The sequence below is a fragment of the Actinomadura sp. genome (assembly GCF_044508335.1).
Taxonomy (GTDB): Bacteria; Actinomycetota; Actinomycetes; order Streptosporangiales; family Streptosporangiaceae; genus Spirillospora.
In genome coordinates this window covers 1-23,486 of the sequence record NZ_JBIQHY010000052.1, presented here as the reverse complement: position 1 = coordinate 23,486, position 23,486 = coordinate 1, and the positions used below count along the sequence as shown (strand labels likewise).

General features: G+C 71.8%; 23 protein-coding genes. 17 read left to right on the top strand and 6 right to left on the bottom strand.

Annotation, left to right across the window (positions count from 1 at the left end; all coding sequences use genetic code 11):
• Positions 1 to 1,233: 1,233 nt before the first annotated feature.
• A complete protein-coding gene (locus tag ACIWVC_RS18860) occupies positions 1,234 to 2,082 on the bottom strand; it encodes a hypothetical protein (RefSeq protein ID WP_396447260.1) in 849 nt (282 codons plus the stop codon).
• Between the two features lie 111 nt (positions 2,083 to 2,193).
• Positions 2,194 to 4,584 (bottom strand): SpoIIE family protein phosphatase, encoded by a 2,391-nt coding sequence (locus ACIWVC_RS18855; protein WP_396447261.1) that lies wholly within the window; start codon positions 4,582 to 4,584, stop codon positions 2,194 to 2,196.
• A gap of 194 nt (positions 4,585 to 4,778) precedes the next feature.
• Between ACIWVC_RS18855 and ACIWVC_RS18850 the strand changes: the two genes are divergently transcribed.
• From ACIWVC_RS18850 to ACIWVC_RS18815, 8 genes are all read left to right on the top strand, one after another.
• The gene (locus ACIWVC_RS18850) at positions 4,779 to 5,522 is read left to right on the top strand and encodes a TetR/AcrR family transcriptional regulator (RefSeq protein ID WP_396447262.1); all 744 of its coding nucleotides are present in this window, start codon (positions 4,779 to 4,781) and stop codon (positions 5,520 to 5,522) included.
• Positions 5,523 to 5,621: 99 nt separating this feature from the next.
• The gene (locus ACIWVC_RS18845; RefSeq protein WP_396447264.1) at positions 5,622 to 6,194 is read left to right on the top strand and encodes a hypothetical protein; all 573 of its coding nucleotides are present in this window, start codon (positions 5,622 to 5,624) and stop codon (positions 6,192 to 6,194) included.
• 324 nt (positions 6,195 to 6,518) lie between these two features.
• Positions 6,519 to 7,157: a sigma-70 family RNA polymerase sigma factor gene (locus ACIWVC_RS18840; RefSeq protein ID WP_396447265.1), complete on the top strand. Its 639-nt coding sequence runs from the start codon at positions 6,519 to 6,521 to the stop codon at positions 7,155 to 7,157.
• Between the two features lie 142 nt (positions 7,158 to 7,299).
• Complete coding sequence (locus tag ACIWVC_RS18835) at positions 7,300 to 7,674, top strand: SSI family serine proteinase inhibitor (RefSeq protein ID WP_396447266.1); 375 nt, start codon at positions 7,300 to 7,302, stop codon at positions 7,672 to 7,674.
• 143 nt (positions 7,675 to 7,817) lie between these two features.
• Positions 7,818 to 8,216: a CBS domain-containing protein gene (locus ACIWVC_RS18830; protein WP_396447316.1), complete on the top strand. Its 399-nt coding sequence runs from the start codon at positions 7,818 to 7,820 to the stop codon at positions 8,214 to 8,216.
• Between the two features lie 125 nt (positions 8,217 to 8,341).
• Positions 8,342 to 9,163: an ANTAR domain-containing protein gene (locus tag ACIWVC_RS18825; protein ID WP_396447267.1), complete on the top strand. Its 822-nt coding sequence runs from the start codon at positions 8,342 to 8,344 to the stop codon at positions 9,161 to 9,163.
• A gap of 131 nt (positions 9,164 to 9,294) precedes the next feature.
• Entirely contained in the window at positions 9,295 to 11,262 is a 1,968-nt protein-coding gene (locus ACIWVC_RS18820) for a SpoIIE family protein phosphatase (RefSeq protein ID WP_396447268.1), read from the top strand.
• A 51-nt stretch (positions 11,263 to 11,313) separates the two neighbouring features.
• On the top strand, positions 11,314 to 11,823 hold the full coding sequence (locus ACIWVC_RS18815) for a DUF6328 family protein (RefSeq protein WP_396447269.1): 510 nt from the start codon (positions 11,314 to 11,316) through the stop codon (positions 11,821 to 11,823).
• Positions 11,824 to 11,844: 21 nt separating this feature from the next.
• On the opposite strand, the gene proS is transcribed toward ACIWVC_RS18815, so the two are convergent.
• Entirely contained in the window at positions 11,845 to 13,278 is a 1,434-nt protein-coding gene (gene proS / locus ACIWVC_RS18810) for a proline--tRNA ligase (RefSeq protein ID WP_396447270.1), read from the bottom strand.
• A gap of 73 nt (positions 13,279 to 13,351) precedes the next feature.
• Here proS and ACIWVC_RS18805 point away from each other — a divergent pair, with 73 nt between their 5' ends.
• Together ACIWVC_RS18805 and ACIWVC_RS18800 are read left to right on the top strand one after the other, a co-directional pair.
• The gene (locus ACIWVC_RS18805) at positions 13,352 to 15,052 is read left to right on the top strand and encodes a proline--tRNA ligase (protein ID WP_396454383.1); all 1,701 of its coding nucleotides are present in this window, start codon (positions 13,352 to 13,354) and stop codon (positions 15,050 to 15,052) included.
• A 48-nt stretch (positions 15,053 to 15,100) separates the two neighbouring features.
• On the top strand, positions 15,101 to 16,744 hold the full coding sequence (locus ACIWVC_RS18800) for an ABC-F family ATP-binding cassette domain-containing protein (protein ID WP_396447272.1): 1,644 nt from the start codon (positions 15,101 to 15,103) through the stop codon (positions 16,742 to 16,744).
• 92 nt (positions 16,745 to 16,836) lie between these two features.
• On the opposite strand, the gene ACIWVC_RS18795 is transcribed toward ACIWVC_RS18800, so the two are convergent.
• Positions 16,837 to 17,064, bottom strand: a complete 228-nt coding sequence (locus ACIWVC_RS18795) for a hypothetical protein (RefSeq protein WP_396447273.1) — start codon at positions 17,062 to 17,064, stop codon at positions 16,837 to 16,839.
• Between the two features lie 127 nt (positions 17,065 to 17,191).
• Here ACIWVC_RS18795 and ACIWVC_RS18790 point away from each other — a divergent pair, with 127 nt between their 5' ends.
• Complete coding sequence (locus ACIWVC_RS18790) at positions 17,192 to 18,025, top strand: Scr1 family TA system antitoxin-like transcriptional regulator (RefSeq protein ID WP_396447274.1); 834 nt, start codon at positions 17,192 to 17,194, stop codon at positions 18,023 to 18,025.
• Entirely contained in the window at positions 18,022 to 18,231 is a 210-nt protein-coding gene (locus ACIWVC_RS18785; protein WP_396447275.1) for a DUF397 domain-containing protein, read from the top strand. Before ACIWVC_RS18790 ends, ACIWVC_RS18785 begins: the two co-directional genes overlap by 4 nt.
• A 27-nt stretch (positions 18,232 to 18,258) precedes the next feature.
• Here ACIWVC_RS18785 and ACIWVC_RS18780 read toward each other — a convergent pair whose 3' ends face one another.
• Positions 18,259 to 19,188 carry a rhomboid family intramembrane serine protease gene (locus tag ACIWVC_RS18780; protein ID WP_396447276.1) on the bottom strand — a complete coding sequence of 310 codons (930 nt, stop codon included), beginning with the start codon at positions 19,186 to 19,188 and terminating at the stop codon, positions 18,259 to 18,261.
• Positions 19,189 to 19,610: 422 nt separating this feature from the next.
• Between ACIWVC_RS18780 and ACIWVC_RS18775 the strand changes: the two genes are divergently transcribed.
• Positions 19,611 to 19,937 (top strand): hypothetical protein, encoded by a 327-nt coding sequence (locus tag ACIWVC_RS18775; protein WP_396447277.1) that lies wholly within the window; start codon positions 19,611 to 19,613, stop codon positions 19,935 to 19,937.
• Here the strand turns inward: ACIWVC_RS18775 and ACIWVC_RS18770 are convergent.
• Positions 19,932 to 20,267, bottom strand: a complete 336-nt coding sequence (locus tag ACIWVC_RS18770) for a hypothetical protein (protein WP_396447278.1) — start codon at positions 20,265 to 20,267, stop codon at positions 19,932 to 19,934. The genes ACIWVC_RS18775 and ACIWVC_RS18770 overlap by 6 nt on opposite strands.
• Positions 20,268 to 20,506: 239 nt before the next feature.
• On the opposite strand from ACIWVC_RS18770, the gene ACIWVC_RS18765 reads away from it, so the two are divergent.
• The 4 genes from ACIWVC_RS18765 to ACIWVC_RS18750 form a co-directional block, all read left to right on the top strand.
• A complete protein-coding gene (locus ACIWVC_RS18765) occupies positions 20,507 to 21,622 on the top strand; it encodes a WD40/YVTN/BNR-like repeat-containing protein (protein WP_396447279.1) in 1,116 nt (371 codons plus the stop codon).
• Positions 21,619 to 21,915 (top strand): MoaD/ThiS family protein, encoded by a 297-nt coding sequence (locus tag ACIWVC_RS18760; protein ID WP_396447280.1) that lies wholly within the window; start codon positions 21,619 to 21,621, stop codon positions 21,913 to 21,915. Before ACIWVC_RS18765 ends, ACIWVC_RS18760 begins: the two co-directional genes overlap by 4 nt.
• 94 nt (positions 21,916 to 22,009) lie before the next feature.
• On the top strand, positions 22,010 to 22,975 hold the full coding sequence (locus ACIWVC_RS18755; RefSeq protein WP_396447281.1) for a hypothetical protein: 966 nt from the start codon (positions 22,010 to 22,012) through the stop codon (positions 22,973 to 22,975).
• A 72-nt stretch (positions 22,976 to 23,047) separates the two neighbouring features.
• On the top strand, positions 23,048 to 23,486 hold a 439-nt coding region (locus ACIWVC_RS18750), incomplete at its 3' end, for an NAD-dependent epimerase/dehydratase family protein (protein ID WP_396454382.1).

Genomic DNA, 23,486 nt, shown 5'->3' with positions numbered 1-23,486 from the left:
CGCAGAACGGTCACTGCCGGTTGGCGCACCCCCAGATTCGTGAGGCGCCCACGACACCGAATCAGACGACAACCCCTCAGACGCGGACGCCCCCGAGCCGGCAGCGGAATCATGCCGTGCCCAAGCCTCGCCCGAACCAGACGCCCCCGAACCCGGCAACCGCGCACCCTCCGATTCAGGCGACGCCCACGTAGAACGGTCGCGGCCCGTGGACGCACTGCCCGGCTCACGCCCCGCCCACGAGGGCGGCTCAGAAGGAGTCGCACCTTCCGACTCCGGCCCACCCGAAGAGCCGGTAGCAGGATCGTGCCGCGCCCACGTCTCGCTCGAACTCGAACCGGAGGCTGCCGAATCTGACGGTTGCGCACCCTCCGAAGCCCACGTAGGACGGTCGCCTCCGGTTGGCGCGCTGCCCACCTCTTCTGCCCCGGGCGTGGAGTCATCCGGCGCCCATGTCCGGCCTGACGGCGCCTCTGACGCCCACGTGGGACGCTCACGTTCCGTGGGTGGAGTGCCCGGCTCAAGCCTCGCGGGCATGGGGTCATGGGGTGCCCACGCCTCGCTTGGAGTGGATGCCGCCGGGCTTGGTGACTGCGCGCCCTCAGGCTCTTGGGACGCCCATGCGGGGCGGTCGCGGTCCGTTGGGGCGGTGCCTGACTCCGGCGGCGTACCCGACGACGGCGTCCACGACTGTTCTGATCCAGGCGCGCCCTCAGACGCACCAGAAGACCCGACAGAGCCGGAGTCGTGGGGCGCCCACACCTCACCAGAGGTGGGCGTCGCCCGGCCCGGCGGCTGCGCGCCCTCAGGCTCTTGGGACGCCCATGCGGGGCGCTCGCGGTCTGCGGGGGTCGTGCCTGACTCGGGCGGGTTCCACGAGGGCGCTTCGGATTGGCCTAGGGCTTCCGGGGGGCGAGTGGGGGGTGTTCCGGCTGGGGGTGCGCTGCCCGGCTCGTATGGCGTCCAAGAGGCCGATGGGGGTTCGCCCGCCGGTGTCGCGGCGTCCTGTGGTGGTCGGGGCCGGGGGGGTGTAGGCGGCTGCGCGCCCTCCGGGGCCGCGCCCGACTCGGGTTGGGGTGTGTGCGGAGTCCAGTCGGAGGTGCTCTTGCCCGCTACGTGGACGTCTCCCGGGTGGGGTGGACGGGCGGTGCCCTCCGGGGCCGGATGGTCCTCGGGCTCGGGGCGGTCACGCGGGCCGAATCTCACGGTGTCGATCCTGCGCTCTCTTCAGGGTCATCGGCAAGGTGGGTCGCCGAAGAGGGCGGTGCACAGCGTCTCGGGGTCGTCGCCGGTGGTGAGGACGCCCCGGTCCAGGCGGAGCCGGACGGGGACCTCGCGGCGCATCGGGTCTTCGGTGCCCTGGGCGGCGGCGATGTCCTGGAGGCCGACGGAAACAGTCTCCGGGACGTCGAAGGTGAGGGCGTCGGCGGGGACCTCGTCCAGCCACAGGTTGAGGAGGCGGTGGGCCAGGCCGTTCAGCAGGCGGCCCCACGGTTCGACCAGGCTGGGCGGGACGTTCTCCGTCCGCAGCTCGGGGAGCCCGAACCGGGCGAGGCCCTTGGTGGTGAAGACGAAGCCGCCGGGGCCGGACGTGTGCGGCAGGAGCATCCAGTCGGTGAGCCGGAAGGCGCCGTCCGGGCCGGGCAGCGAGCGGAGCAGGTGCGGGCGGGTGAGGATCTGCGGGGTGAGCACGTCGATCACCGGGGCGCCGGCGACGGCGCCGAGGGCTCCGGCGACGGTGCGGGACGCCCATTCGTGCGCGGGCGGGCGGCCCGGCCGGTACGCGGCGCGGACGGCGATCACGTGGGCGGCGGCCGAGACCGCCGCCAGGTCGGGCGCGGCGGCGCCGTAGGCGGCGAGGAGGTCGGTGGGCAGCGGGGGGAAGCCGTCCGCGGGACGCTGGTCGACGGTGAGCATGGGGCTGCCGAGCATGCCGAGCACGAGATCGCGCAACGGCGGCGCAGTGTGCCGCGCCACGTGGTCGTGGGCGAGGGACGCGGGGTCGTCGAGGGGTTCGGCGAGCGCCACGGCGTAGGTCCCGTAGAGCGTCTCCGGAACGGGCAGCGTCAGATTCTCACCCAAACTCGTCCCCCGGTGGTAGTCGGCACCCTTCGATCAGAGCCGAGGGGACGGCGGAGAGGATCTGGCGGCGGCGCGACATTTACCTCCCGAACCGGCGAGGCGGACCCACGATCAGCGCGGCAGCCGCTGCTCGACCCACACGATCTTGCCGGTGTCGGTGCGGTGCGTGCCCCAGCGCTCGGCGAGGTGGTGGACGAGCTGGAGCCCGCGGCCCGACTCGTCGGTGGCGTCGGCGTGCCGCAGGTGCGGCAGGTCCGTGCCGTCGTCGTGGACCTCGCAGAGCAGCGTCCGCCCCTTGATCAGCCGGACGCCGAGGGAGCCGGCGCCGTGCACGAGGGCGTTGGTGACCAGCTCGCTGACCAGCACCTGCGCCGTGTCGCCGAGGCCGCTGAGGCCCCAGCCGGCGAGCCGGGACGACACCTGCGCGCGGATCCACGGAACGCTGGCGGGCTCGGGTTCGAGCTCCCAGGTGACGACCTCGTCCCCGGGGATGCCGTCGAGCCCGACCGCGACGATGGCGATGTCGTCGGCGGGCCGGGGGGCGGCGAGCGCGTCGAGCAGGTCGTCGCAGGTGCCGTCGAGGTCGGCGGACGCCCCGGTGAGCCGCGCGCGCAGCTCCTCCAGGCCCTGCTCGACGTCGCGGCCGCGGCGTTCGAGGAGCCCGTCGGTGCACAGGACGAGCTGCGCCCCGTCGTCGACCTTGACCTCCATCGTCTCGAACGGCTCGCCGCCCACCCCGATCGGCACACCGGACGGCACGGGCAGCACGCGGCTCTCGCCGTTCGCGGACACGAGCACCGGCGGGACGTGCCCCGCGTTGGCGAACGTGCAGCGCCGCTCGACCGGGTCGTACACCGCGTACAGGCAGGTGGCGAGGTAGTCCTCGCCGAGCCTGCGGGCGAGCCCGTCGAGCCGGCGCAGCAGCCGGTCGGGCCGCATGTCGTCGGTGGCGAGCGTGCGGACGGCGGTGCGCATCTGCCCCATGATCGCCGCGGAGGTGAGCCCGTGCCCCATCACGTCGCCGACGACGAGCCCGAGGCGGCAGCCGGGCAGCGCGATGGCGTCGAACCAGTCGCCGCCGACCTGCGCGGCCTGCTCGGCGGGCCGGTAGCGGTAACGGACCCTGGCCCCGGCGACGTCGGGCGGGTCGTCGGGCAGCATGCTGCGCTGCAGCTGCTCGGCGACCGTGACCTCGCGCCGGTACAGCCGCCCGTTGTCGATGCACAGCGCGGCGCGGCGGGCCAGCTCGTCCACCATGGTGAGGTCGAGCTCGTCGAACCAGGGCCGGTCGGGCTTGCGGAGCAGCTTGAACGTGCCGAGCACCCGCCCGCGCGCGATCAGCGGGGCGATCAGCAGCGCGCGCCCGGTGAGCAGGGGGCGCAGCTCGCGGTCGCCGAACGCGGCGGCGAACCGGGCGGCCTGCGCGGGCCCGACGCGCCGGATGTGCACGGCCCGCCCGGTCCGCATGGCCTGGACGAACGGCGTGCCGGGCGGCAGGAACAGCGCCTCGCCCTCGGGGACGGCCTCGTCCCAGCGTCCGGGCTCGTCGTTGTGCGCGACGGCGACGCGGCGCATCAGCGCGGTCTCGCCGACCTCGGCGACGGGCGGCGCCGAGTCGGCGACGACGCGTTCGAGCAGTTCGACGGCGGCGAAGTCGGCGAGCCGCGGGACGAGGACCTCGGCGAACGTCCGGGCGGCCTGCAGATGGTCGAGCGAGCTGCCGATCTGCTCGCCGGCCTCGCCCAGGTAGGCGAGGGGCTCCCAGGCCGGCGGGACCTCCCGCCGGGCGGGGCCGGCCGGGCGGGACCGCCCCGGCCCGGGCGGCCGCGGGACGGGCGGCGGCCCGGCCGCGGGCCGGTCGGCGTGCGGGACGATCGGCAGCCGGATCGTCAGGCCGAGCGAGACGGCCGGGCAGCCGATCCCGAGCACCCGGGAGGTGATCTGCTGGAACGCGGCCGGGTCGAGCGCGGGCAGCAGCGCGGCGAGCCGCCCGGCGAGCGGGGCGGCGAACGCGTCGGACCCGTCGTCGGACGGCGCGGTGAGCGCGGGCTCGACCCGCAGCAGCCGGACGGTGGCCGGGCGCCCGCCCGGTACGGGGCCCGGGCCGTCGGGCGGGGCGAGCAGCAGGTCGCCGACGGTGATCCCGATCCCGTCGCGGCGCAGCCGGCGCAGGTCGGCGGCGAGCGCGAGCACGCTGACGCCGCGCCCGTCCGACGCCCCGTCGATCGGGTAGACCCACCAGCCGACCTCGGCGGGCTCGCCGTTGTCGACGCGCGGCAGCGTGCAGGCGCCGCACCAGGCGTGCCCGAAGCCCTCCGGCTCGAAGGCGCCGCGGTGCTCGCGCGGCAGCCGCAGCAGCGAGGCGGGCGCGCGGCCCAGCGCGTGCGGCGGCCCGACCCCGAACAGCCGGGTGGCGGTGTCGTCCCAGTGGCTGATGCGGCCGCGCTCGTTCAGCGTGATGGCGGCCATCCTCGCCACCCCCAGCAAGTCCGCGATGACCATGCGGTCCCCCTCCCCGAGCGGCGGCGCTCGAAGTCCCGACAACGCGCGGTGAGGGGGACGCTACCTCCTGTTAGACGGGGTCGCCGGGACTTCCCGGAAAAGCATCGGGTGAGTGCTCACTCAGGGCCGCGCCGGTGCTAACGTCCACGGAAAAAGCGGTGCTGAAGGGCGACGACGCGGGAGGTGACGCGGGGTTGGCGGCACGCACGGCGTCCATGCGCGACCGGATCCTGGCCGCGGCCGTCACGGTGATCCGGGCGCGCGGTATCACGGCCGCGACGACCAAGGAGATCGCGCGGACCGCGGGGGTCTCCGAGGGCAGCCTCTACAACCATTTCGCGAACAAGACGGCGCTGTTCGCGGCGGCTCTGGCCGAGGTGACCGCGACGGCGCGGGCCGCCATGGCCGCGCTCGCCGGGTCGGCCGGGCGGAACACCGTCGAGGAGAACCTCGTCCGGCTGGCCGCCGGCATGGTCCGCTTCTACGGCGAGCTGCTGCCGATGACGGGGCCCGTCCTGGCCGATCCCGAACTGATCGCCTGGCTCCGCGACAACGGGCCCGTCAAAGCACAAAATGAGGCGGCCGCCAAGGTGCGCGCGGGGACCGGAGGTGGCCAGGACGGCGCGGACCTGCCGCCCGGGGCGCCCGGCGGTCCCCCCGCGGGTCCTCCCGGGGGCGCGGCGACCGGTCCGGTGATGGGGCACTCCGCGCTGATCGGCTACCTGGAGGCCGAGCGGGAGGCCGGGCGGATCGGGGCGGACGCGCCGCTGCCGTACATCGCGGCGGCCCTGCTCGGAGGCTGCCAGCAGCACGCCTTCCTGACGCGGCTGGCCGGCCCGGAGGCGGTGCTCGCGGGGGCGGGGCTCCCGGCGGAGCCCGAGGAGTTCGCGGCGCGGCTCGTCCGCGCGGTGCTGGCCGGCCATCTCCCGGCCCGGTGACCTCATCCGGATATAGGCAACTTTTGCCCCATTGACGCCTTTTGTCCCCTGTCAGACGATCACGCAACCCCCGTCGTGATCCCTGCCAGGGAGGGCGCAATGTCGCGCACGCAGTTCCGGCATCGAACACTCCACCGAAGACTCCCGCCCGTCCTCGCCGCGGCCGCGCTCCTGATCGGGACGTTCGCCGCGGCTCCCGCGGACGCCGCCCCGAAACCGTCCGCACCCGGCCCTGCCGTGGCCGTCTACGCCGCCGACCTGACCTCCGACCAGGTGAAGGTCCTCAACGGCACCGCGCTCGACCGGGAGGACGTCCGCTTCTCCAAGAGCGCGCAGAAGGACCGCGTCCACGTCGAGGCCGTCATGAGCGGCGCGCAGGCCGCCGCGCTCAACGCGCAGGGGCTCGGCCTCACCGCGAAGAACGACGCCCGCCTGCGCGCGAAGGCCGCAGCGCAGAACGTCTTCCGCCCCTACAGCGGCCCCGGCAACATCCGCGAAGAGCTGCTCAAAGTCGCCTCCGACCACGCGTCGATCGCGAAGGCCGTGGACATCGGCACGTCCGTCAAGGGTCGGCCGATCACCGCCGTCCGGGTCGCCGCCAAGGAGCGGCGCACGAGGGGGCCTGCGAGGGGGCCGCGCACGCAGAAACGGCGGCGCCGCACAGGCGTGTGATGAGCAACACGCGGGTCAAGGCAACCTTTTGGACCCTTCCAGGCGTCTTACAGAAAGGAAGACCACCGGCGGGTGGTCGAGCGCCCGACCAGCGCAGCCCGCGACGTCCCGGAGAACGGGGTCGCTCTGGCCTAGCCGGCCCCGCGCAGGATCCTCGGCCCACTGCCCATGCGAGGCCGGGTCCCATATCCGAACCCGCCGGGAACGGTGGCACGTACCACTCAACGGGGGGCGGCTCGTCCGCCCGGTCCGCGCGTGCCCCCGACCACGCGCCATGCAACCGGTCCCCGTCCACGGGGGCGCCACTACCACCGGGGAGCGACGATGACCGCTGTCACCACGCCTGTCCGCGACAACGGCCGCGACGCCAGCCGCAAGAACACCCGCGATTCCAGGAGCACCACGACCATCGAGAGCACCCAGCGCTACGAGCGAGACGTCCTGCCCCTCGCCGACCCCCTCTACCTGAGCGCCGTCCGGATGACCCGCAACACCGCGGACGCCGAGGACCTCGTCCAGGAGACCCTCGCCAAGGCCTACGTGAACTTCCACCAGTTCCAGGAGGGCACGAACCTCAAGGCCTGGCTGCACCGGATCCTCACCAACAACTTCATCAACACCTACCGCAAGAAGCAGCGCGAACCCCAGCGCGCCGGCTCGGAGGAGCTGGAGGAGTGGCAGCTCGCGCAGACCGAGGCGTCCTCGTCCGGCTTCCGGTCCGCCGAGTCCGAGGCGCTGGACCGCATCCCCGACTCCGAGGTGATCGCCGCGCTGCGCGCCCTCCCGAAGGACTTCCGGGACGCCGTCTACCTCGCCGACGTCGAGGGCTACGCCTACAAGGAGATCGCCGAGATGATGGGCACCCCCATCGGCACGGTGATGTCCCGCCTGCACCGCGGCCGCAAGCAGCTCCGCGAGTCGCTCGCCGGCCACCGCCGCGCCGCCCACACGCTCGCCGCGTAAGCACAGATCGAGCCGGACCCGTCCCCGGCGCCGCACCGCGTTCCCGCAACTGCCCCGTGGTTGCGGGAACGCTCGTATTCCTGCACGGTGAGTGCCCGCGCCGATACGATGAGCGACGACCCTCCAGCCGTCGGGAGTCCCGGTGCCGAATCTCGCCACGGGCGTCATCGCGGGCGCGGTGATCGCCCTCCTGCCCGCCGTCCCCCAGGGTTCGGGGACGTCCCTGCGCCTCACCCTCGCCCACCCCGGCCGGCAGCCGCCCGCCGGCCGGACGGTGACGCTGCGCTGCGACCCGCCGGGCGGCGGGCATCCCGAGGCGGCGCGGGCGTGCGCGGAGCTGAACGGGTCCGGCGGCGAGTTCGCGCATCCCCCGGACGGCCGGATGTGCACCGCCGTCCGCGCGCCGGTCGTCGCGCGCGCGGAGGGCCGGTGGCGGGGAGAGCCGGTACGATTCCGCGCCGAGTACGACAACGACTGCGCGATGAGGTCGCGGACGGGCACCGTTTTCGCGTTCTGATCACGATAAACACGGAAACGGTGGCCGAACCCGAACTGTCCGCATAGCCGCGCCGACTGCGGGTAGGGCGCGCACACGGGCTACGCGAGCCGCCGGCGATTCGGGAGGATGTGCGCGCGATGCCACCTAGGGTCCGCGACGTGATGACGGAGGCCCCGCTGTCATTGCCGCTGGACGCGACGCTGTACGAGGCGGCCCGTTTGATGCGGGACGAGGGGATCGGGGACGTGCTGGTCACCTACGCCGGACGGCTGTGCGGGGTGGTGACCGACCGCGACATCGTCGTCCGCGCCGTCGCGGAGAGCCGCGACACGTCGCTGACGTCGCTCGGGGACGTGTGCACCGCCGAGCTGACCACCGTCCGCCCCGACGACGACACCGGCACCGTGGCCCGGCTGATGTGCGAGCAGGCGGTCCGCCGGCTGCCCGTCGTGGACGCCGACCAGCGCCCGGTGGGCATCGTGTCCATCGGCGACCTCGCGGTGGCCGACGGCGGCGGCGGGCCGCTCGGCGAGATCAGCAAGGCCCCGCCCAACAACTAGGGCCGCCCGGCCCGCCGAGGGCCGCCCCGCGGCGAGGACTCCCCGATGAGGCACCGCTCATGAAGCACCAGGGACGCGGAGCGCCCGGCACGCCGCACCCGCCCGGCCAGGATAATCTCGGAGGGGTGACGCCCGCCGAAACGGTTCTGACCGACCAGCTCGCCCTGGAGATCGCCCGCCTGGGGATGGTCGGGGAGTCCTCCGACGTGGGCACGCTGCACCGGGTGACCGAGCTCGCCGCGCGCGCCGTCCCCGGCTGCGCCGGCGCCGCGAGCGTGCGGTGGGCGCTGCCCCGCGCGGCCGCGGCCGACGCGGGCTCCGCGTGGCCGCCGGCCGACACCGTCCCCGTCCCGGACACCGGCGCCGAGACCGCCATGGACGTCGGCACCGTCGAGGAGACCCGCCCCGAGCCGCTGGCGGCCGCGGCGAGCCATCCCGACCTCGCCGAGGTCACCGACCGGCAGCTGTCCCGCGGGCACGGGCCCGTCTTCGACGTGGTGCGGGGGCGCCGCGCCCTGACCTCCGACGACATCCTCGCCGAGACCCGCTGGCCCGAGTCGATGTCGGACATGCTGCGCCGCGGGGTGCGCTGCTTCATCATCACCCCGCACCTGAACCCGCCCGTCCTGGTCACGCTGACCCTGTACGGGGTGACCCCGAAGTCGCTCGGCCACGGCCACCACGGGCTGGCGTCGCTGCTGATCGCGCAGGGAACCGCCGCCGTCTCCAACAGCCAGCAGTACGACGTCGTGCACCGCACCGCCGTCCAGCTGCAGGAGGCCGTCGAGGCGCGCGCGGTCGTCGACCAGGCGAAGGGCATTCTCATGCACGCGCTGGGCTGCGGCGCCGACGAGGCGTTCGCCGAGATGCGCCGCATCTCGCAGACGCGCCATGTGAAGCTGACCGCCCTCGCACAGCGTATCGTCGGGCGGCAGGGCCTTCCTTAGGCCGCGCTTACAGACCCATGCACGTGATGCGAATAGGCTGCTCGCAGCGGCCCCGCGGGATCGTGGCCCGGCCCGGTGCGGGCGGGAGCCGAGCTGGTTCCACCGTGTGACGCGGACGAGAGGGAGACCAGATGCACGATCGGCCAGACCAGCTCGAACCCGAGTCCCTGATGCGGGAGATCTCGGACCTCGAAGGACGCATCGGCGAACTGCGCCAGGCCGCGGGCGTCCCGGAGCCGGACCTGCGCGCCACCCTGGAGGCGGCGCTGGTCGAGCTCGAGCTGGCACTGACCGTGCTGCGCACGATGGGCGGCGAGCAGACCGGCGAGCAGGGCGGGTCGGCCGCCGCGGAGAACGAGCGCCGGGTGCTGCGCACCGTCTTCCAGGACGCGCCGGTCCCGCTGTTCCTGCTGGACCGGACGACGAGCGTCCGCCGCGTCAACCGGCAGGCCGCCACGCTGCTCGGCACGTCCTCCGGGTACGTGTCGGGCAAGCAGTTCACGGCGTTCTGCGACATGGCGACCCGCGCCGCGGTGCGGTCGCAGCTGGCCGCCGTGGTCCGCACGGGGCGCCGCCGCCGCGTGAACGTCCGCTTCCTCGGCCGGGACCGCCCGGTCGACGCGGTGGTGACGCTGGCCCGGGTGTGGATCCGCGGCGAGCCCGACCCGATGGTCGTGGTGGCGGCCGGCCCGACGAGCACGCCCGCCGACGACAAGGCCCGCACGGGCGGCGCGCGGGACCGGGCGCGCACGGCGCAGAACGCGTCGGTCGACGACGAGGCCGTGGCCACGATCGTGCACCGGATGGACGTCCTCGCCACCGCGAGCGAGCTGCTGCTGGACGAGCCGGTCTTCAACGAGACGGTGGCGGTGCGGCGCTGCGCCCGGCTGCTCGCCGCCGAGCTGGCCGACTGGGCGTTCATCGACCTGACCGGCCCGAACGGCGGCCCCGGCGGCGGCCTCCAGGGCGGCATCCACGCGGCGGGGGCGGCGCCCGAGCTGCGGCGCCAGGTGGTGATGGGGCCGGAGGACGAGCACTCCGTCGAGGCGGCGCGGATGCTGGAGGAGGTCGAGCCGGCGCAGGGCACGCTCCCGCACACTGTGTTCGTCACCCGGCAGAGCGCGCTGCGGCCGCACGTGGAGAACCTCGACGTGCTCGGCGTCTGCCCGGACGGCAACCCCGTCTGCGGCAAGATCGGCGCGACCTCGGTGCTGAGCGTGCCGATCGAGGACGGCGACCGCGCCATTGGAACGATCACGCTGGCGGCGAGCGGCGAGTACGGCCCGTTCGACCTGATGGACCTCGGCGTGGTGCAGCGGCTCGGCCGGTACCTGGCGCTGGTGATCCGGGCGGCCCGGCTGTACCGGCGGCGCGCGGAGGTCGCCGACACGCTGCAGGCGGGGCTGCTGCCGAAGTCGCTGCCGGCGATCCCGGGCGTGAGCGTGGCCGCGAAGTACCTGACGTCCACGCACGGCTCGGACGTGGGCGGCGACTTCTACGACGTGTTCCGCACGGAGAGCGGCTGGGGCCTCGTCCTCGGCGACGTGTGCGGCAAGGGCGAGGACGCGGCGGCGGTGACGGCGACGGCGCGGCACTGCGTCCGGCTGGCGTCGCGGTGGAAGGCGTCCCCCGGCGACGTCCTCGGCATCGTCAACGAGGCGCTGATGGACGAGGACCGGTTCGTCACGGCGGTCATGGCGGGCCTGACGCTGGAGACCGAGAAGGTCATCGTCTCGCTGGGCACCGCCGGCCACCCGCCCGCGATCGTGGTGCGGGCCGACGGAGTGATCAGGTCGGCGTCCCGGGGCGGCGTCCCGCTCGGCCTGTTCGAGGACTTCGAGGCGGGCCTCGACGTGATCGACCTGACCGTCGGCGACACGCTGATCCTGCACTCCGACGGCGTCCTGGAGGCGTGCGACATGACGCGGCAGGAGTTCGGGCAGGAGCGGCTGCTGGAGGCGCTCGCCGCGCACGCCGGCGGCACCCCGGAGCAGATGCTCGCCGGGGTGGAGCAGGCGCTGCTGGAGTTCTGCGACGGCGACCTGCGCGACGACGTGTCGATGCTCGCGCTGCGCGTGGAACCGCCCACCCTGGTGTAGGACGCGGCGAATGCCGGGATGACGGTCGTCCGCGAGGGGTAGATCGGGTACATGACCGTCGATCCCGCCGACAAGCCGCGCAACGAGACCGAGCACGAGCGGCTCGACCGGCAGCTGATGGAGCTCCTGCAGGGCTTCCGGGTCGCGACGACCGGCGTGCAGGTGCTGTTCGCGTTCCTGCTGACGGTCCCGTTCTCCGCCGGGTTCGACAAGGTCGACGGCACCGGGACCGTGCTGTTCTACCTGGCGCTGTTCGGCGCGGCGGTGGCGTCCATCTGCTTCATCTCACCGGCGTTCCACCACCGGATCCTGTTCCGGCTCGGGCAGAAGCCGCTGCTGATCCGGCGCGCCAACCGGTACGGGATCGTGGGCGCCGCCGCGCTGGCGATCTCCATCACCTCGGCGACGATGCTGATCGTCGAGTCGCTGGAGGAGGAGACGGTCGCGGTGGTCCTCACGGCCGTGGCGGTCCTGGGCTTCTCCGGCTGGGTGTGGTTCGTGCAGCCGTACCTGACCCGGATGACGGCGAACGCCCGCGCGGCCGACACCGAGGACGGCTGACCGCGCGGGCGCCCCGCCGGCTCAGTAGGCGCGGCCGAAGATCACGCGCTTGCCGTAGGCGGACGGGCGGCCGCACTTCACGCAGACGCCGCTCTCCTCCGGCGCGTCGGCCGGGATGACGCGCGGGGTCGCGGCGGTGTCGGCCTTGATCGCGTCCTCGCAGCCGGTCTCGCCGCAGTGGAACGCGCGGGCCCATCCGGTCGCGACCTGCGCGGCGAACGCGTCCCAGCCGTCCACCACGGCGGTGTGGTCGTCGCGGAACTTCTCCGCCCTGGCCAGCAGGAACGCCTGGAAGTCGGCGAGCAGCCCGGGCAGCGTCCCGGGCACCTTGTCGAGCGGGATCTGCTCCTTGCCCTGCCCCTCGACGGTCGGCAGCCGCCGGACGACCGTCGCGACGCCGGCCTCGATGTCGCGCTTGCCGAGTTCGATGCGGACCGGGACGCCGCGCATCTCCCACTCGTTGAACTTGAAGCCGGGCGACAGCTGCGGGCGGTTGTCGTCCACGTGCACGCGGATGCCCGCCGCCTTGATCGCCGCGCCCAGCCTGCGGGCCTCGGCGGCGGCCTGCTCGCCCTGCTCCTTGCGCCCGATCGGCACGATGACGACCTGGTAGGGGGCGATGCGCGGGGGCAGGACGAGGCCCTTGTCGTCCCCGTGCGTCATGATCACGCCGCCGAGCATGCGGGTGCTCATCCCCCAGGACGTGGTGTGGGCGTGCGTGAGCTTGCCCGACACGTCCTGGTACTGGATGTCGAACGCCTTGGCGAAGTTCGTGCCGAGGTAGTGCGACGTGCCGGACTGCAGCGCCCGGCCGTCCCGCATCATGACCTCGATCGTGTACGTGCGGACGGCGCCGGCGAACCGCTCCCCGGGCGTCTTCTCCCCCGCGACGGCGGGCATCGCGGCGAGGTCGCGGGCGACGGCGGCGTAGGCGTCCAGCGCCCACATCGTCTCGCGCATCGCGTCGTCCTCGTCGATGTGCGCGGTGTGGCCCTCCTGCCAGAGGAACTCGGTGGTGCGCAGGAACATCCGGGGCCGCATCTCCCACCGGACGACGTTCGCCCACTGGTTCAGCAGCAGCGGCAGGTCGCGGTGCGAGTCGATCCACTTGGCCATGTACTCGCCGATGACGGTCTCGGACGTCGGCCGCACGACGAGCGGCTCCTCCAGGTCCTTGCCGCCCGCGTGGGTGACGACCGCCAGCTCCGGGGAGAAGCCCTCGACGTGCTCGGCCTCGCGCTTGAGGTAGGACTCCGGGATGAACATCGGGAAGCAGGCGTTCTCGTGCCCGGCGTCCTTGATGCGCCCGTCCAGGTCGGCCTGGAGCAGCTCCCACATCCGGTACCCGTACGGTCGGATGACCATCGTGCCGCGCACCGGGCCGCGGTCGACGAGTTGGGCCTGGACGACCACCTCGTTGTACCAGGCGGAGAAATCCTCACTCTGCGGTGTCACACCTTCTCGGCTCACGGCACACAAGGGTACTGACCGGCGGCGGCGGTCAGGACCGATTGGCTAGGCTCGCGAGATGCGCTGGTCCCAGATGTTCGTGCCCACGCTCCGCGAGGACCCCGCCGAGGCGGACGCGCCGAGCCACCGGCTGCTGCTGCGGGCGGGCTTCATCCGGCAGCTCACCGCCGGCCACTACTCGCTGCTGCCGCTGGCCGTCCGCGTCCGGTCGAAGATCATCCAGATCGTGCGCGAGGAGATGGACGCGATCGGCGCGCAGGAGATGCTGCTCCCGGCGCTGCATCCGGCGGAGCCGTGGCAGAGGTCGGGCCGCTGGGAGCTGATGGGCCAGGAGATGTTCCGGCTCCGCGACCGGCGCGGCGCCGACCTCGCCCTCGGCATGACGCACGAGGAGATCTTCGCGACCGTCGCCCGGGAGCTCGGCTCCTACAAGCGGCTGCCGCAGCAGTGGTACCAGTTCCAGACCAAGTTCCGGGACGAGCCGCGCCCCAAGGGCGGCCTGATGCGGACCCGCGAGTTCACCATGAAGGACGCTTACAGCTTCGACATCGACCGTCCCGGCTTGGACGCGTCGTTCGACGCTTACCACGGCGCCTACACGCGAATCTTCGCCCGGCTGGGCATCCCGGCGCTGCCGTGCGAGGCGTCCAGCGGGACGATGGGCGGCTCCGGCTCGACCGAGTTCATGTGCCCGTCCGACGTCGGTGAGGACCTCGTCGCCCACTGCCCCGCCTGCGGCTACGCGGCGAACATCGAACGCGCGACCTCCGCGCTGCCCGCCGTCGAAGACAGCCCCGGGCTCCCCGCGCCCGAACGGTTCGACACGCCCGGCGTCCGCACCATCGACGACCTCCTGGCGTACGACGCGCCCGGCGACCGGCAGGTCAAGACGCTCGTCTACATCCTGGACGGCACGCTCACGCTCGTGCTGCTGCGCGGCGACCACCCGCTCAACGAGCAGAAGCTCGTGGACGCGACGGGCGCGACCGAGATCCGCGCCGCCGAACCGGACGAGATCCAGGACGCTCTAGGGGCTCTGCCCGGCAGCCTCGGCGCCGTCGGCGTGGCGCTCCCGGTCATCGCGGACGAGGCCCTCCGCGACCGCCGCGACATGTTCACCGGCGCGAACACCGACGACGTCCACCTGCGCGGCGTTTCGGTCGACCGCGACATCGATGTGGGCACCTGGGCGGATCTGCGCGAGGTCGCCGCCGGCGAGCCCTGCGTCCAGTGCGGGTCGCCGCTGGAGATCGTGCGGGCCATCGAGGTGGGCCACATCTTCAAGCTCGGCGACCGCTACGCCCGCGCCCTCGGCGTGGAGGTTCTGGATCCGGACGGCAAGCTCGTCCCGGTGATCATGGGCAGCTACGGGATCGGCGTGGAGCGCGCGATGGCCGCGATCGTCGAGACCCACAACGACGAGCGCGGCATCGTCTGGCCCGTCTCCGTGGCGCCGTTCCAGGTCGCCGTCGTCCCGGCCCAGTCCGACAACGCGGAGGTGGCGAAGGCAGCGGAGGACATCTACTCCGCGCTGTCGGCCGCCGGGGTCGAGGTCGTGATCGACGACCGTCCCGAACGTGCGGGCGTGAAGTTCCGCGACGTGGAGCTGACCGGCATCCCGTTCCGCGTGACGATCGGCCGCCGCAGCCTGGCCGAAGGCGTGGCCGAGATCAGCACCCGCGCGACCGGCGAGACATCGAAGATCGCTTTGGACGAGGTCGTCGCCCACATCGAGGCGCTGCCGGCGAAAACCGTTTGACGCTCTTGCCGTCCCTCCGGAGACTCGGGTGGTCATCGAGGGGGAGCCGTGGGACACGTCGAGGTCGGACACATCAGCCATGTACTGCCGGACGGCAGGACACTGCTGGACGACGTCTCCTTCCGCATCGGCGACGGCGTCACGGCCGCACTCGTGGGTCCGAACGGCGCAGGCAAGACGACCCTCCTGCGCCTGATCGCGGGGGATCTGACACCCCAGTCCGGGACGGTCGGCCACAGCGGCGGCATCGGCGTGATGCGCCAGTTCATCGGTAGCGTGCGGGACGACTCGTCCGTCCACGACCTGCTGCTCTCCCTGGCCCCGCCGCGCGTCCGGTCGGCCGCCGAGGCGGTGGAAGCGGCCGAACTCGCGATGATGGAACGCGACGACGAGCCGACCCAACTCCGCTACGCCACGGCCCTGTCAGGCTGGGGCGACGCGGGCGGCTACGAGATCGAGGTGCTCTGGGACGCCTGCTGCGTCGCGGCCCTCGGCATCTCCTATGACGGGTGCCGCTGGCGCGAAGTCCGCACCCTCTCCGGCGGCGAGCAGAAGCGCCTGGCCCTCGAAGCCCTCCTCCGCGGCCCCGACGAGGTCCTTCTCCTGGACGAGCCCGACAACTACCTGGACGTCCCGGGCAAACGCTGGCTGGAAGAACGACTGCGCGAAACACCCAAAACAATCCTCCTCGTCTCCCACGACCGCGAACTACTCGACCGTTCCGCCGACCGCATCGTCACCGTCGAGGCGGGCCGCGTCTGGATCCACGGCGGCCGTTTCGCCACCTACGCCGCCGCCCGCCGCGACCGCAACGAGCGCCTCGAAGAACTGCGCCGCCGCTGGGACGAGGAGCACGCGAAGCTCAAGGAACTCGTCAACACCCTCCGCACCAAGGCCACGGTCAATGACGGCTTCGCGTCCCGCTACCGCGCCGCCCAGACGCGCCTGCGCAAGTTCGAGGAGGCGGGCCCGCCCGAGATCCCGCCCCGCGACCAGAACCTCAAGATGCGCCTGCACGGAGGCCGCACCGGCAAACGCGCGGTGGTCTGCGAGGACCTCGAACTGACGGGCCTCATGAAGCCCTTCGACGCGGAGGTCTGGTACGGCGAGCGCGTGGCGGTCCTGGGCTCGAACGGCTCCGGCAAATCTCACTTCCTGCGCCTGCTCACGGCCGTCGCCGAAGCACTTCCCCGAGGCGCGACGCCCGTCGAACCGGTCGCGCACACCGGCGTCGCCCGCCTGGGCGCCCGCGTGGTCCCCGGCCTGTTCGCGCAGACCCACGCCCGCCCAGACCTGGCGGCCCGCACCCCGTGCGAAATAGTCATGACCGAACACGCCCGCCTACGCAACGACGCCATGAGCGCCCTGGCCCGCTACGAACTGAACGTCTGCGCGGAACAACCCTTCGAAACCCTCTCAGGCGGCCAACAAGCACGCCTGCAAATCCTTCTCCTGGAACTGGGCGGCGCCACACTCCTCCTCCTAGACGAGCCAACCGACAACCTGGACCTGGCCAGCGCCGAAGCCCTCCAAGAGGGCCTGGAGTCCTACGAGGGCACGGTCATCTCCGTAACCCACGACCGCTGGTTCGCCCGCTCCTTCGACCGCCACCTGATCTTCGGCGCCGACGGCACCGTCTACGAGTCCCCCGACCCCATCTGGGACGAAACCCGAGTAGCCCGCCCCCGCTGATCGAGGGCGGGAGGCCGCTCGAAGTAGGCGACGCTCGCCATGGGACGGCGCGGCCGGTGGGCCCGGGGGGACGTCCACCGGCCGCGCCGGGCTCATCGGATCCTGGCCTTGGCGCTCTCGGCCTGCCGGACCAGCGCGTCCCGCAGCAGCGGCGCGGTGGGGAACATGAGCGTCGGCTCGATACCCACCCGAGGGTCGTGCAGGCTGGCCACCCACTCCCCCAGCCGTCCGTCCTGCTTGACGGCCCGCCAGATCCGCCACCCCGCAAAGTCGGCCCGCAGCCGCTCCAACTCCATCTCGTCCTGCGCTCGCGTGTCCATCGCTGAATGCCTTCGGTCTCGTCCTGCCTTCCGATTTCCGTGACCAGCGTCACAGGGTCGGCTACGCTCAGCTACAGGACCAACACACACCGGACGGCACCCCGATCCCAGACAGGGCACCCCCCAAATGCCGAAGGACCAAGACGGCTACACCCGTGACCCGTTGCTTCGAACGTTCGGCGCGGTCCTGCGCGCCCACCGAGAAGCAGCCGGCCTATCGCGCCCACAACTCGCACAGGCCCTCGGATGCCAGGCGAGCTGGATAGAAAAGCTGGAGACGGCGCAGAAGCCACCGTCCGAGCCCACGGCCGACGACTTGGACGTGTTCTTCAAGACTCAGGCACGGGCGTTCTGGCACATGTGGCGAGAGATCAAACGGGAAGGCAAGCACCTGGCCGCTCCGCCCGGCTTCTCAAGGTATGCGCAATTCGAAACCGCTTGCGTCTCAATGCGATGCTTCGAAGCGCAGGTAGTGCCTGGTCTACTGCAAACCCCTGCCTATGCGCAGGCCGTGATGAGTTCGGGCCTCCGACCCGACGTGTTGGAGGAGCGCGTCTACGCCCGCTTGGAGCGACAGGAGATCCTCGCGCGTGACGACGCGCCACGCATGTGGTTCGTCCTCGACGAGGCTGCACTCCGGCGTCCTGTCGGCGGCCCGAAGGTAATGCATGACCAGTTGGCCAAGTTGGTCGACGTGGCCACGATAAACCCGCGGGTCGAAATCCGAATGCTGCCTTTCTCATCCGTGACCTACGCCGGGCTGGACGGTTCCTTCTTCGTTCTAAGCCTTCCTGGAGGATTGGACGTCGCCTACCATGAAGGCCCCGAGATCAGCCACCTCATCGAGGACGGAACGACGGTGGCGGAGTACAGAGTACGTTTCGACCTGGTCATGGGTGAGTCGCTCCGAGCAGGCGAGTCTCTCAAGGCGATCCAGCAGATCCAGGAAGGCTACGAGTGAGCACCACAGATCGGTCGGCACCCCAGTGGCGCAAGAGCAGTCGCAGCAGCGGCCAAGGCGGCGCATGCGTCGAGGTCGCGGCCCTCACCCCCACCATCGCCGTCCGCGACTCCAAGAACCCCGACGGCCACCGTCTCGCCCTCACCCCCGGCACGTGGCAAGCCCTCACCGACCGCATCAAACGCGGCGCACACGACCTCCCCTGACATGCAAGTAGGGGTCACGCGGTGAAGTCAGAGCAGGGTGCCGCCGAGTTCTGAGGTCTTGATCATCACCAGGGCGGTCAGTAGGACGAGCATGGCTGCGGCGGCGCCCGCTTGGACGAGGACACGCCGTTCTCTCGGCGCGTAGGCGAAGGCCAGGGCGATGGCGCCGCCCGCCAGGAGGCCGCCTAGGTGGCCCTGCCACGCGGTGATTCCGGCTGAGACGACCAGCCAGATCATCGCGAACACGACGAGCCGGTTGGCCTCGTGCATGGGGTGGCCGAGCCGACGCATGAAGATCCAATAGGCCGCGGTGAGCCCGAAGATCCCACCCGAGGCGCCGATCGCGTTCATGCCCGGGTCGATCAGGTAGCCGAGGACCGAGCCGCCGAGCGCGGCCAGCAGGTACAGGGCGAGGAAGCGCCACCGGCCGAGCATCTCCTCCGTCGGCCGGCCGAGCCGCCACAGCCACCACATGTTGAGGACGATGTGCAGGATCCCGAAGCCGCCCTCCGTGGGCAGCAGGTGCACGAACGCGGAGGTGATCAGTCGGTACCACTCGCCGTACGCGACACCAATCGCCTCGAACCCCGGGTACGTCCCGCCGTCGGCCGCGTACATCCCGCCGTCCGGGCCGATGAGACCCATGCCGAGGGATCCGAGTTTGTCGGCCAGGTCTGGCTTGGCCAGCTCGCCCAGGTACACCAGCACGTTCACGGCTATCAGGACGTAGGTCGCCCAAGGCGTGACCGAGACCTTGCCACCGAACACCGTGCGCGACTGCCGGACGGTCTTGTTGCCCTCGCGCACGCATTCGACGCACTGCTGCCCCACCGCGGCCTCGCGCATGCAGTCGGGGCAGATGTAGCGGTCGCACCGAGTGCAGCGCACGTAGGTCTCGCGCTTGGGATGCCGGTAGCACGCGGGGGCCTCTTGCCGCTCGCCCTGGGTCGTCGTCATGATCCAACCTCTCCGAAGGCGCGTGATCATACCGCCACCCGCCCGGCGCAACATCAATGCCCCGGCAACCCCCGCATTCACGAGTGCCCCCGCGCAACCGGACCGAAGGCATCATTGGGCCGACGCGCCGGTCATCGAACCGCCCGACCAAGACATCAATGTGAAATGAACGTGACGAAATACCGGACGTTGTCAGCCGGTGACACATTGAAGCGTTAACTCATCCATCGACCCATAATGGCCAAGAATCCTTACCGGCCTTGCCAAACTCTGCCGAGCACCTACGATCATCAATCGAAAGGAGACATGGCGGCCAGAGGGATAGCCTTGTAGCGGCCACGCCGCGGTGGGGCATGCGCACTCCGTCTTCTTTCCACACCCCGCAGCACAGTCACGGCACCCGAGTGGAAGGAAAGAACGTGATGAAACGCGGGCTCATCTGCGCCGCGCTCGCGGCGGCTCTCCTCGGCGGCGCTGCTCCCACTGCTCTCGCGGACACGGCTGGGAACGCCGGCGCACCCGCCAACCTCAAGTCGGCACAGGTCGCGGAGCGCACTTCCCCGCGCGCCCCGCGGACCTATGTCTACGGCCACTACATGTCCCTGGAGGTGTGCACGGGTATAGCGGCTGAGCTGCTTCTTTACGACTTCGTGTACTACGCCTGGTGCGAAGCGCCCAGTCCGTACACCCTCTACATCTACGCTGACCTCGGCCGCCAGCCACTACCGAAGGTGGCCCGCATGTCATAGGGGCGCGACTCCCAGCGTCTTCCCAGTGACATCGAAGTTCTCGAAGAGGCCGGTGGCCATCAGAGCATCGTCCAGGAGCGTGTCCATCCGGACGAGGGCCTTAAGCGGGCTCGCGGCCCGGATGGACGCGCTCAAGGTGACCGCAGTATAAAGGTCTTCTGAGAAGGATACGGAGATTCTGTCCAATACTCCGGCAGCAAGATTCCTCACCTCATTTTCCAGAGCCTCACGGCGGTCAGCCGGGATGCCCCCTCCCGTATAACTGAGCTGGATCGTCGCGCGATATCCTCTGCCCGCGAACACTGCAGGCGGTTCCCACTGTGCAGACATAACCGATAACCATTTCCCTCTGCGGCATCCCAGGAAACCCAAGCTAATTCAGGGGGCCGTTCCGCGCCTCGCCCCGTCCCAAGGTGGCCAGCCGCGCGCCGTGTCCGCCCGTGACCTGATTGACGCCATCCCGCACCGAGATGAGACTGAGGCGCCGCGGCGCGCCGATGAGTTTTGTCGGTGGCGGGGGTCAGTATCGGCGGTCGAAGCATGTCTGACGGCGCTCGGAGGGAGCAGCCATGAGCGGAGTGCGGGTTCTGGTCGGTACGCGGAAGGGCGCGTTCATCCTTACGGCGGACGGGGCGCGGAAGGACTGGGAGGTCAGCGGGCCGCACTTCGGCGGGTGGGAGATCTACCACGTCGCCGGATCGGCCGCCGACCCGTCGCGGCTCTACGCCTCGCAGTCGACGGGGTGGTTCGGGCAGCTGATCCAGCGGTCCGACGACGGGGGCGCGACGTGGCGGCCGGTGGGGAACGAGTTCGCCTACGAGGGCGTGCCCGGGACGCACCAGTGGTACGACGGCACGCCGAAGCCCTGGGAGTTCAAGCGGGTCTGGCATCTGGAGGCGTCGCCGACGGACCCGGACACCGTCCACGCGGGGATCGAGGACGCCGCGCTGTTCCGGTCCGTCGACGGCGGGGCGACGTGGCAGGAGTTGCCGGGGCTGCGCGAGCACGGGTCCGGGCCGTCCTGGCAGCCGGGCGCCGGCGGGATGTGCCTGCACACGATCCTGCGGGATCCCGTGGACGCGGCGCGCATGTACGTGGCCATCTCGGCGGCGGGCGCGTTCCGGACGGACGACGCCGGCAAGACGTGGAAGGCGATCAACCGCGGGCTGCGCTCGGAGGGCATCCCCGACCAGGACGCCGAGGTCGGGCACTGCGTGCACCGCATCACGATGCACCCGTCGCGCCCCGAGGTGCTGTACATGCAGAAACACTGGGACGTCATGCGCAGCGACGACGCGGGCGAGAACTGGCATGAGATCAGCGGCGACCTGCCGAGCGACTTCGGGTTCCCGATCGCCGTCCACGCGCACGAGCCGGACACCGTGTACGTCGTCCCGATCAAGAGCGACTCCGAGCACTACCCGCCGGAGGGGCGACTGCGCGTCTACCGCAGCCGCGTCGGCGGGAACGAGTGGGAGCCGCTGACCGCCGGTCTGCCGCAGGAGCACTGCTACGTGAACGTCCTGCGGGACGCGATGGCCGTCGACTCGCTTGATTCGTGCGGCGTCTACTTCGGCACGACGGGCGGGCAGGTGTACGCGTCGTCCGATGCCGGGGACACGTGGGAGCCCATCGTCCGCGACCTGCCGGCCGTGCTGTCGGTGGAAGTCCAGACGCTGCCATGATCCGCGTCGTGCTGCCCGCGCACCTGCGCGTGCTCGCCGGTGTGCGGGGCGAGGTGGAGCTGGACGTTCCCGGGCCGGTCACGCTGTGCACGGTCCTGGACGCCCTGGAGGCCCGGTATCCGGTGCTGCGCGGGACGATCCGCGACCGCGCCACCGGACGCCGCCGCGCGTTCGTCCGCTTCTTCGCCTGCGAGGAGGACCTCTCCCACGACCCGCCGGAGAGCGTCCTCCCCGAGCGGGTCGCAGGGGGCGCCGAACCCTTCATGGTCGTCGGCGCCATGGCCGGCGGCTGACCCGTCGACCGTGGCCGAAGTGCGACATTTTCGTGGCGTGCCGTCTCCTTGATGTCTCTAGCCTGGTCCGCCGGATCGAGGCGAGGAGACGGCGATGAGCGTGAGTTTCGACGTGGCCTACGGCGACCACGCGGTACTGGACGCGGTGGCGGCGCTACGGACCGGGGACCGGCGGCCCGCCGCCGCGTTACTTCGGGAGACCGGCGGCGACTGGGACCGCAAGGAGCACCGGGTCGGCAGGCTCGCCCTCGACACGAAGTGCCACCGGGCGATCGCAGAATGGGCGGCGGCCGAGCCGGGCAGTGCCGACGCCCAGATGGTCAACGCGAAGGCCCTGGTGGTCCAGGCTTGGAATATCCGCGGCGGCGCCTACGCCAGGTACGTTCGCAAGAGCGCCTGGTCCGGCTTCTTCGAGCGGCTCCAGGCCGCCGACTCCGTCCTGCCGACCGTCATCGCACAGGCGCCGGACGACCCCACGCCGTGGGCGATCGCGGTCCAGCTGGCCCGCGGGCTGCAGGTCCCCCGCCAGGAGTTCCAGTTCCGCTGGGACGGGCTCGTCCAGCGCGACCCGGGGCACGTCGGCGGGCATTACCATGCGCTGCAGTACCTGTGCGCCAAGTGGAGCGGCTCCCACGACGAGATGTTCGCCTTCGCCGACGGGGCGTCGGCCGGCGCGCCGCCCGGCTCGCCGCTGCACGTGCTGCCGTTGTTCGCGGTGATCGAGTACGCGATGGCCCTGGCGGACGGCCGGGTGCGGGGCGAGACCGAGGCCCGTTTCTGGAAGGGTCCCCGGGCCGCCCAGGCGGTCGACCGGGCCGTGGAGCTCTGGGAGCGGCCCGTCGCCGAGCGCGGGGCACCGCCGCACGCCAGGGCGGTGTTCGACCGCATGCACCTGGCCTTCTGCGCCTCGCGGGTCGGTTCCGGGGCCGTCGCCGCCCGCCAGTTTCGGGCCATGGGCCCCTACTGCTCGGACATGCCGTGGGCATGCTTCGTCATCCTGCCCCGGTTCCGGACCCGCGTACACCGCTGGATCACCCTGGCCGTCCATCGGCGTCCGTGAGGGCGGCGTGTCCCGGGTGAGCAGGGACAGAAGCCCTGTCCGGGTTCGGGCGTGGGCGGATAAAGTGCCCGCGTGCGGGTGGTCGTGACTGGGGCGGCGGGGTTCATCGGGAGCCATGTGGTCGACGCGCTTTCGGGCGCGGGGCACGAGGTTCTCGCCGTTGACGCGCCCTCGCGGTCGCTCACTCCCCAGGTGGCGCGGCGGACGTGGGCGGAACTCCAGGTGCGGCCCGGGGTCGTCGCGGCTGATATTGACCTTGCCGTGGACGAGTTGGACGCCGTCGCCGCGGCGGACGTCGTCGTCCATCTGGCGGGGCGGCCGGGCGTGCGGGACTCGTGGGGGCCCGGACGGGCCGTAGCCGAGCGGGACAATGTGACCGCTACGCGGCGCCTTCTCGCGGCGTGCATGGAGGCGCGGCGCAGGCCGAAGGTCGTGGTCGCGTCGAGTTCGTCGGTGTACGGGTCGGCGGGGCGCAGGCCGAACCGGGAGGACGACCCGCTGCGGCCCGAGA

What these genes read in the sequence shown, in the direction of transcription:
- ACIWVC_RS18780 (WP_396447276.1), bottom strand. Translation starts at nt 19,188, where the DNA reads ATGACGACGACCCAGGGCGAGCGGCAAGAGGCCCCCGCGTGCTACCGG.
- ACIWVC_RS18770 (WP_396447278.1), bottom strand. Translation starts at nt 20,267, where the DNA reads ATGTCTGCACAGTGGGAACCGCCTGCAGTGTTCGCGGGCAGAGGATAT.
- ACIWVC_RS18765 (WP_396447279.1), top strand. Translation starts at nt 20,507, where the DNA reads ATGAGCGGAGTGCGGGTTCTGGTCGGTACGCGGAAGGGCGCGTTCATC.
- ACIWVC_RS18820 (WP_396447268.1), top strand. Translation starts at nt 9,295, where the DNA reads ATGCACGATCGGCCAGACCAGCTCGAACCCGAGTCCCTGATGCGGGAG.
- ACIWVC_RS18845 (WP_396447264.1), top strand. Translation starts at nt 5,622, where the DNA reads ATGTCGCGCACGCAGTTCCGGCATCGAACACTCCACCGAAGACTCCCG.
- ACIWVC_RS18775 (WP_396447277.1), top strand. Translation starts at nt 19,611, where the DNA reads ATGAAACGCGGGCTCATCTGCGCCGCGCTCGCGGCGGCTCTCCTCGGC.
- ACIWVC_RS18805 (WP_396454383.1), top strand. Translation starts at nt 13,352, where the DNA reads ATGCGCTGGTCCCAGATGTTCGTGCCCACGCTCCGCGAGGACCCCGCC.
- ACIWVC_RS18755 (WP_396447281.1), top strand. Translation starts at nt 22,010, where the DNA reads ATGAGCGTGAGTTTCGACGTGGCCTACGGCGACCACGCGGTACTGGAC.
- ACIWVC_RS18855 (WP_396447261.1), bottom strand. Translation starts at nt 4,584, where the DNA reads ATGGTCATCGCGGACTTGCTGGGGGTGGCGAGGATGGCCGCCATCACG.
- ACIWVC_RS18760 (WP_396447280.1), top strand. Translation starts at nt 21,619, where the DNA reads ATGATCCGCGTCGTGCTGCCCGCGCACCTGCGCGTGCTCGCCGGTGTG.
- ACIWVC_RS18840 (WP_396447265.1), top strand. Translation starts at nt 6,519, where the DNA reads ATGACCGCTGTCACCACGCCTGTCCGCGACAACGGCCGCGACGCCAGC.
- ACIWVC_RS18815 (WP_396447269.1), top strand. Translation starts at nt 11,314, where the DNA reads ATGACCGTCGATCCCGCCGACAAGCCGCGCAACGAGACCGAGCACGAG.
- ACIWVC_RS18795 (WP_396447273.1), bottom strand. Translation starts at nt 17,064, where the DNA reads ATGGACACGCGAGCGCAGGACGAGATGGAGTTGGAGCGGCTGCGGGCC.
- ACIWVC_RS18830 (WP_396447316.1), top strand. Translation starts at nt 7,818, where the DNA reads ATGACGGAGGCCCCGCTGTCATTGCCGCTGGACGCGACGCTGTACGAG.
- ACIWVC_RS18790 (WP_396447274.1), top strand. Translation starts at nt 17,192, where the DNA reads ATGCCGAAGGACCAAGACGGCTACACCCGTGACCCGTTGCTTCGAACG.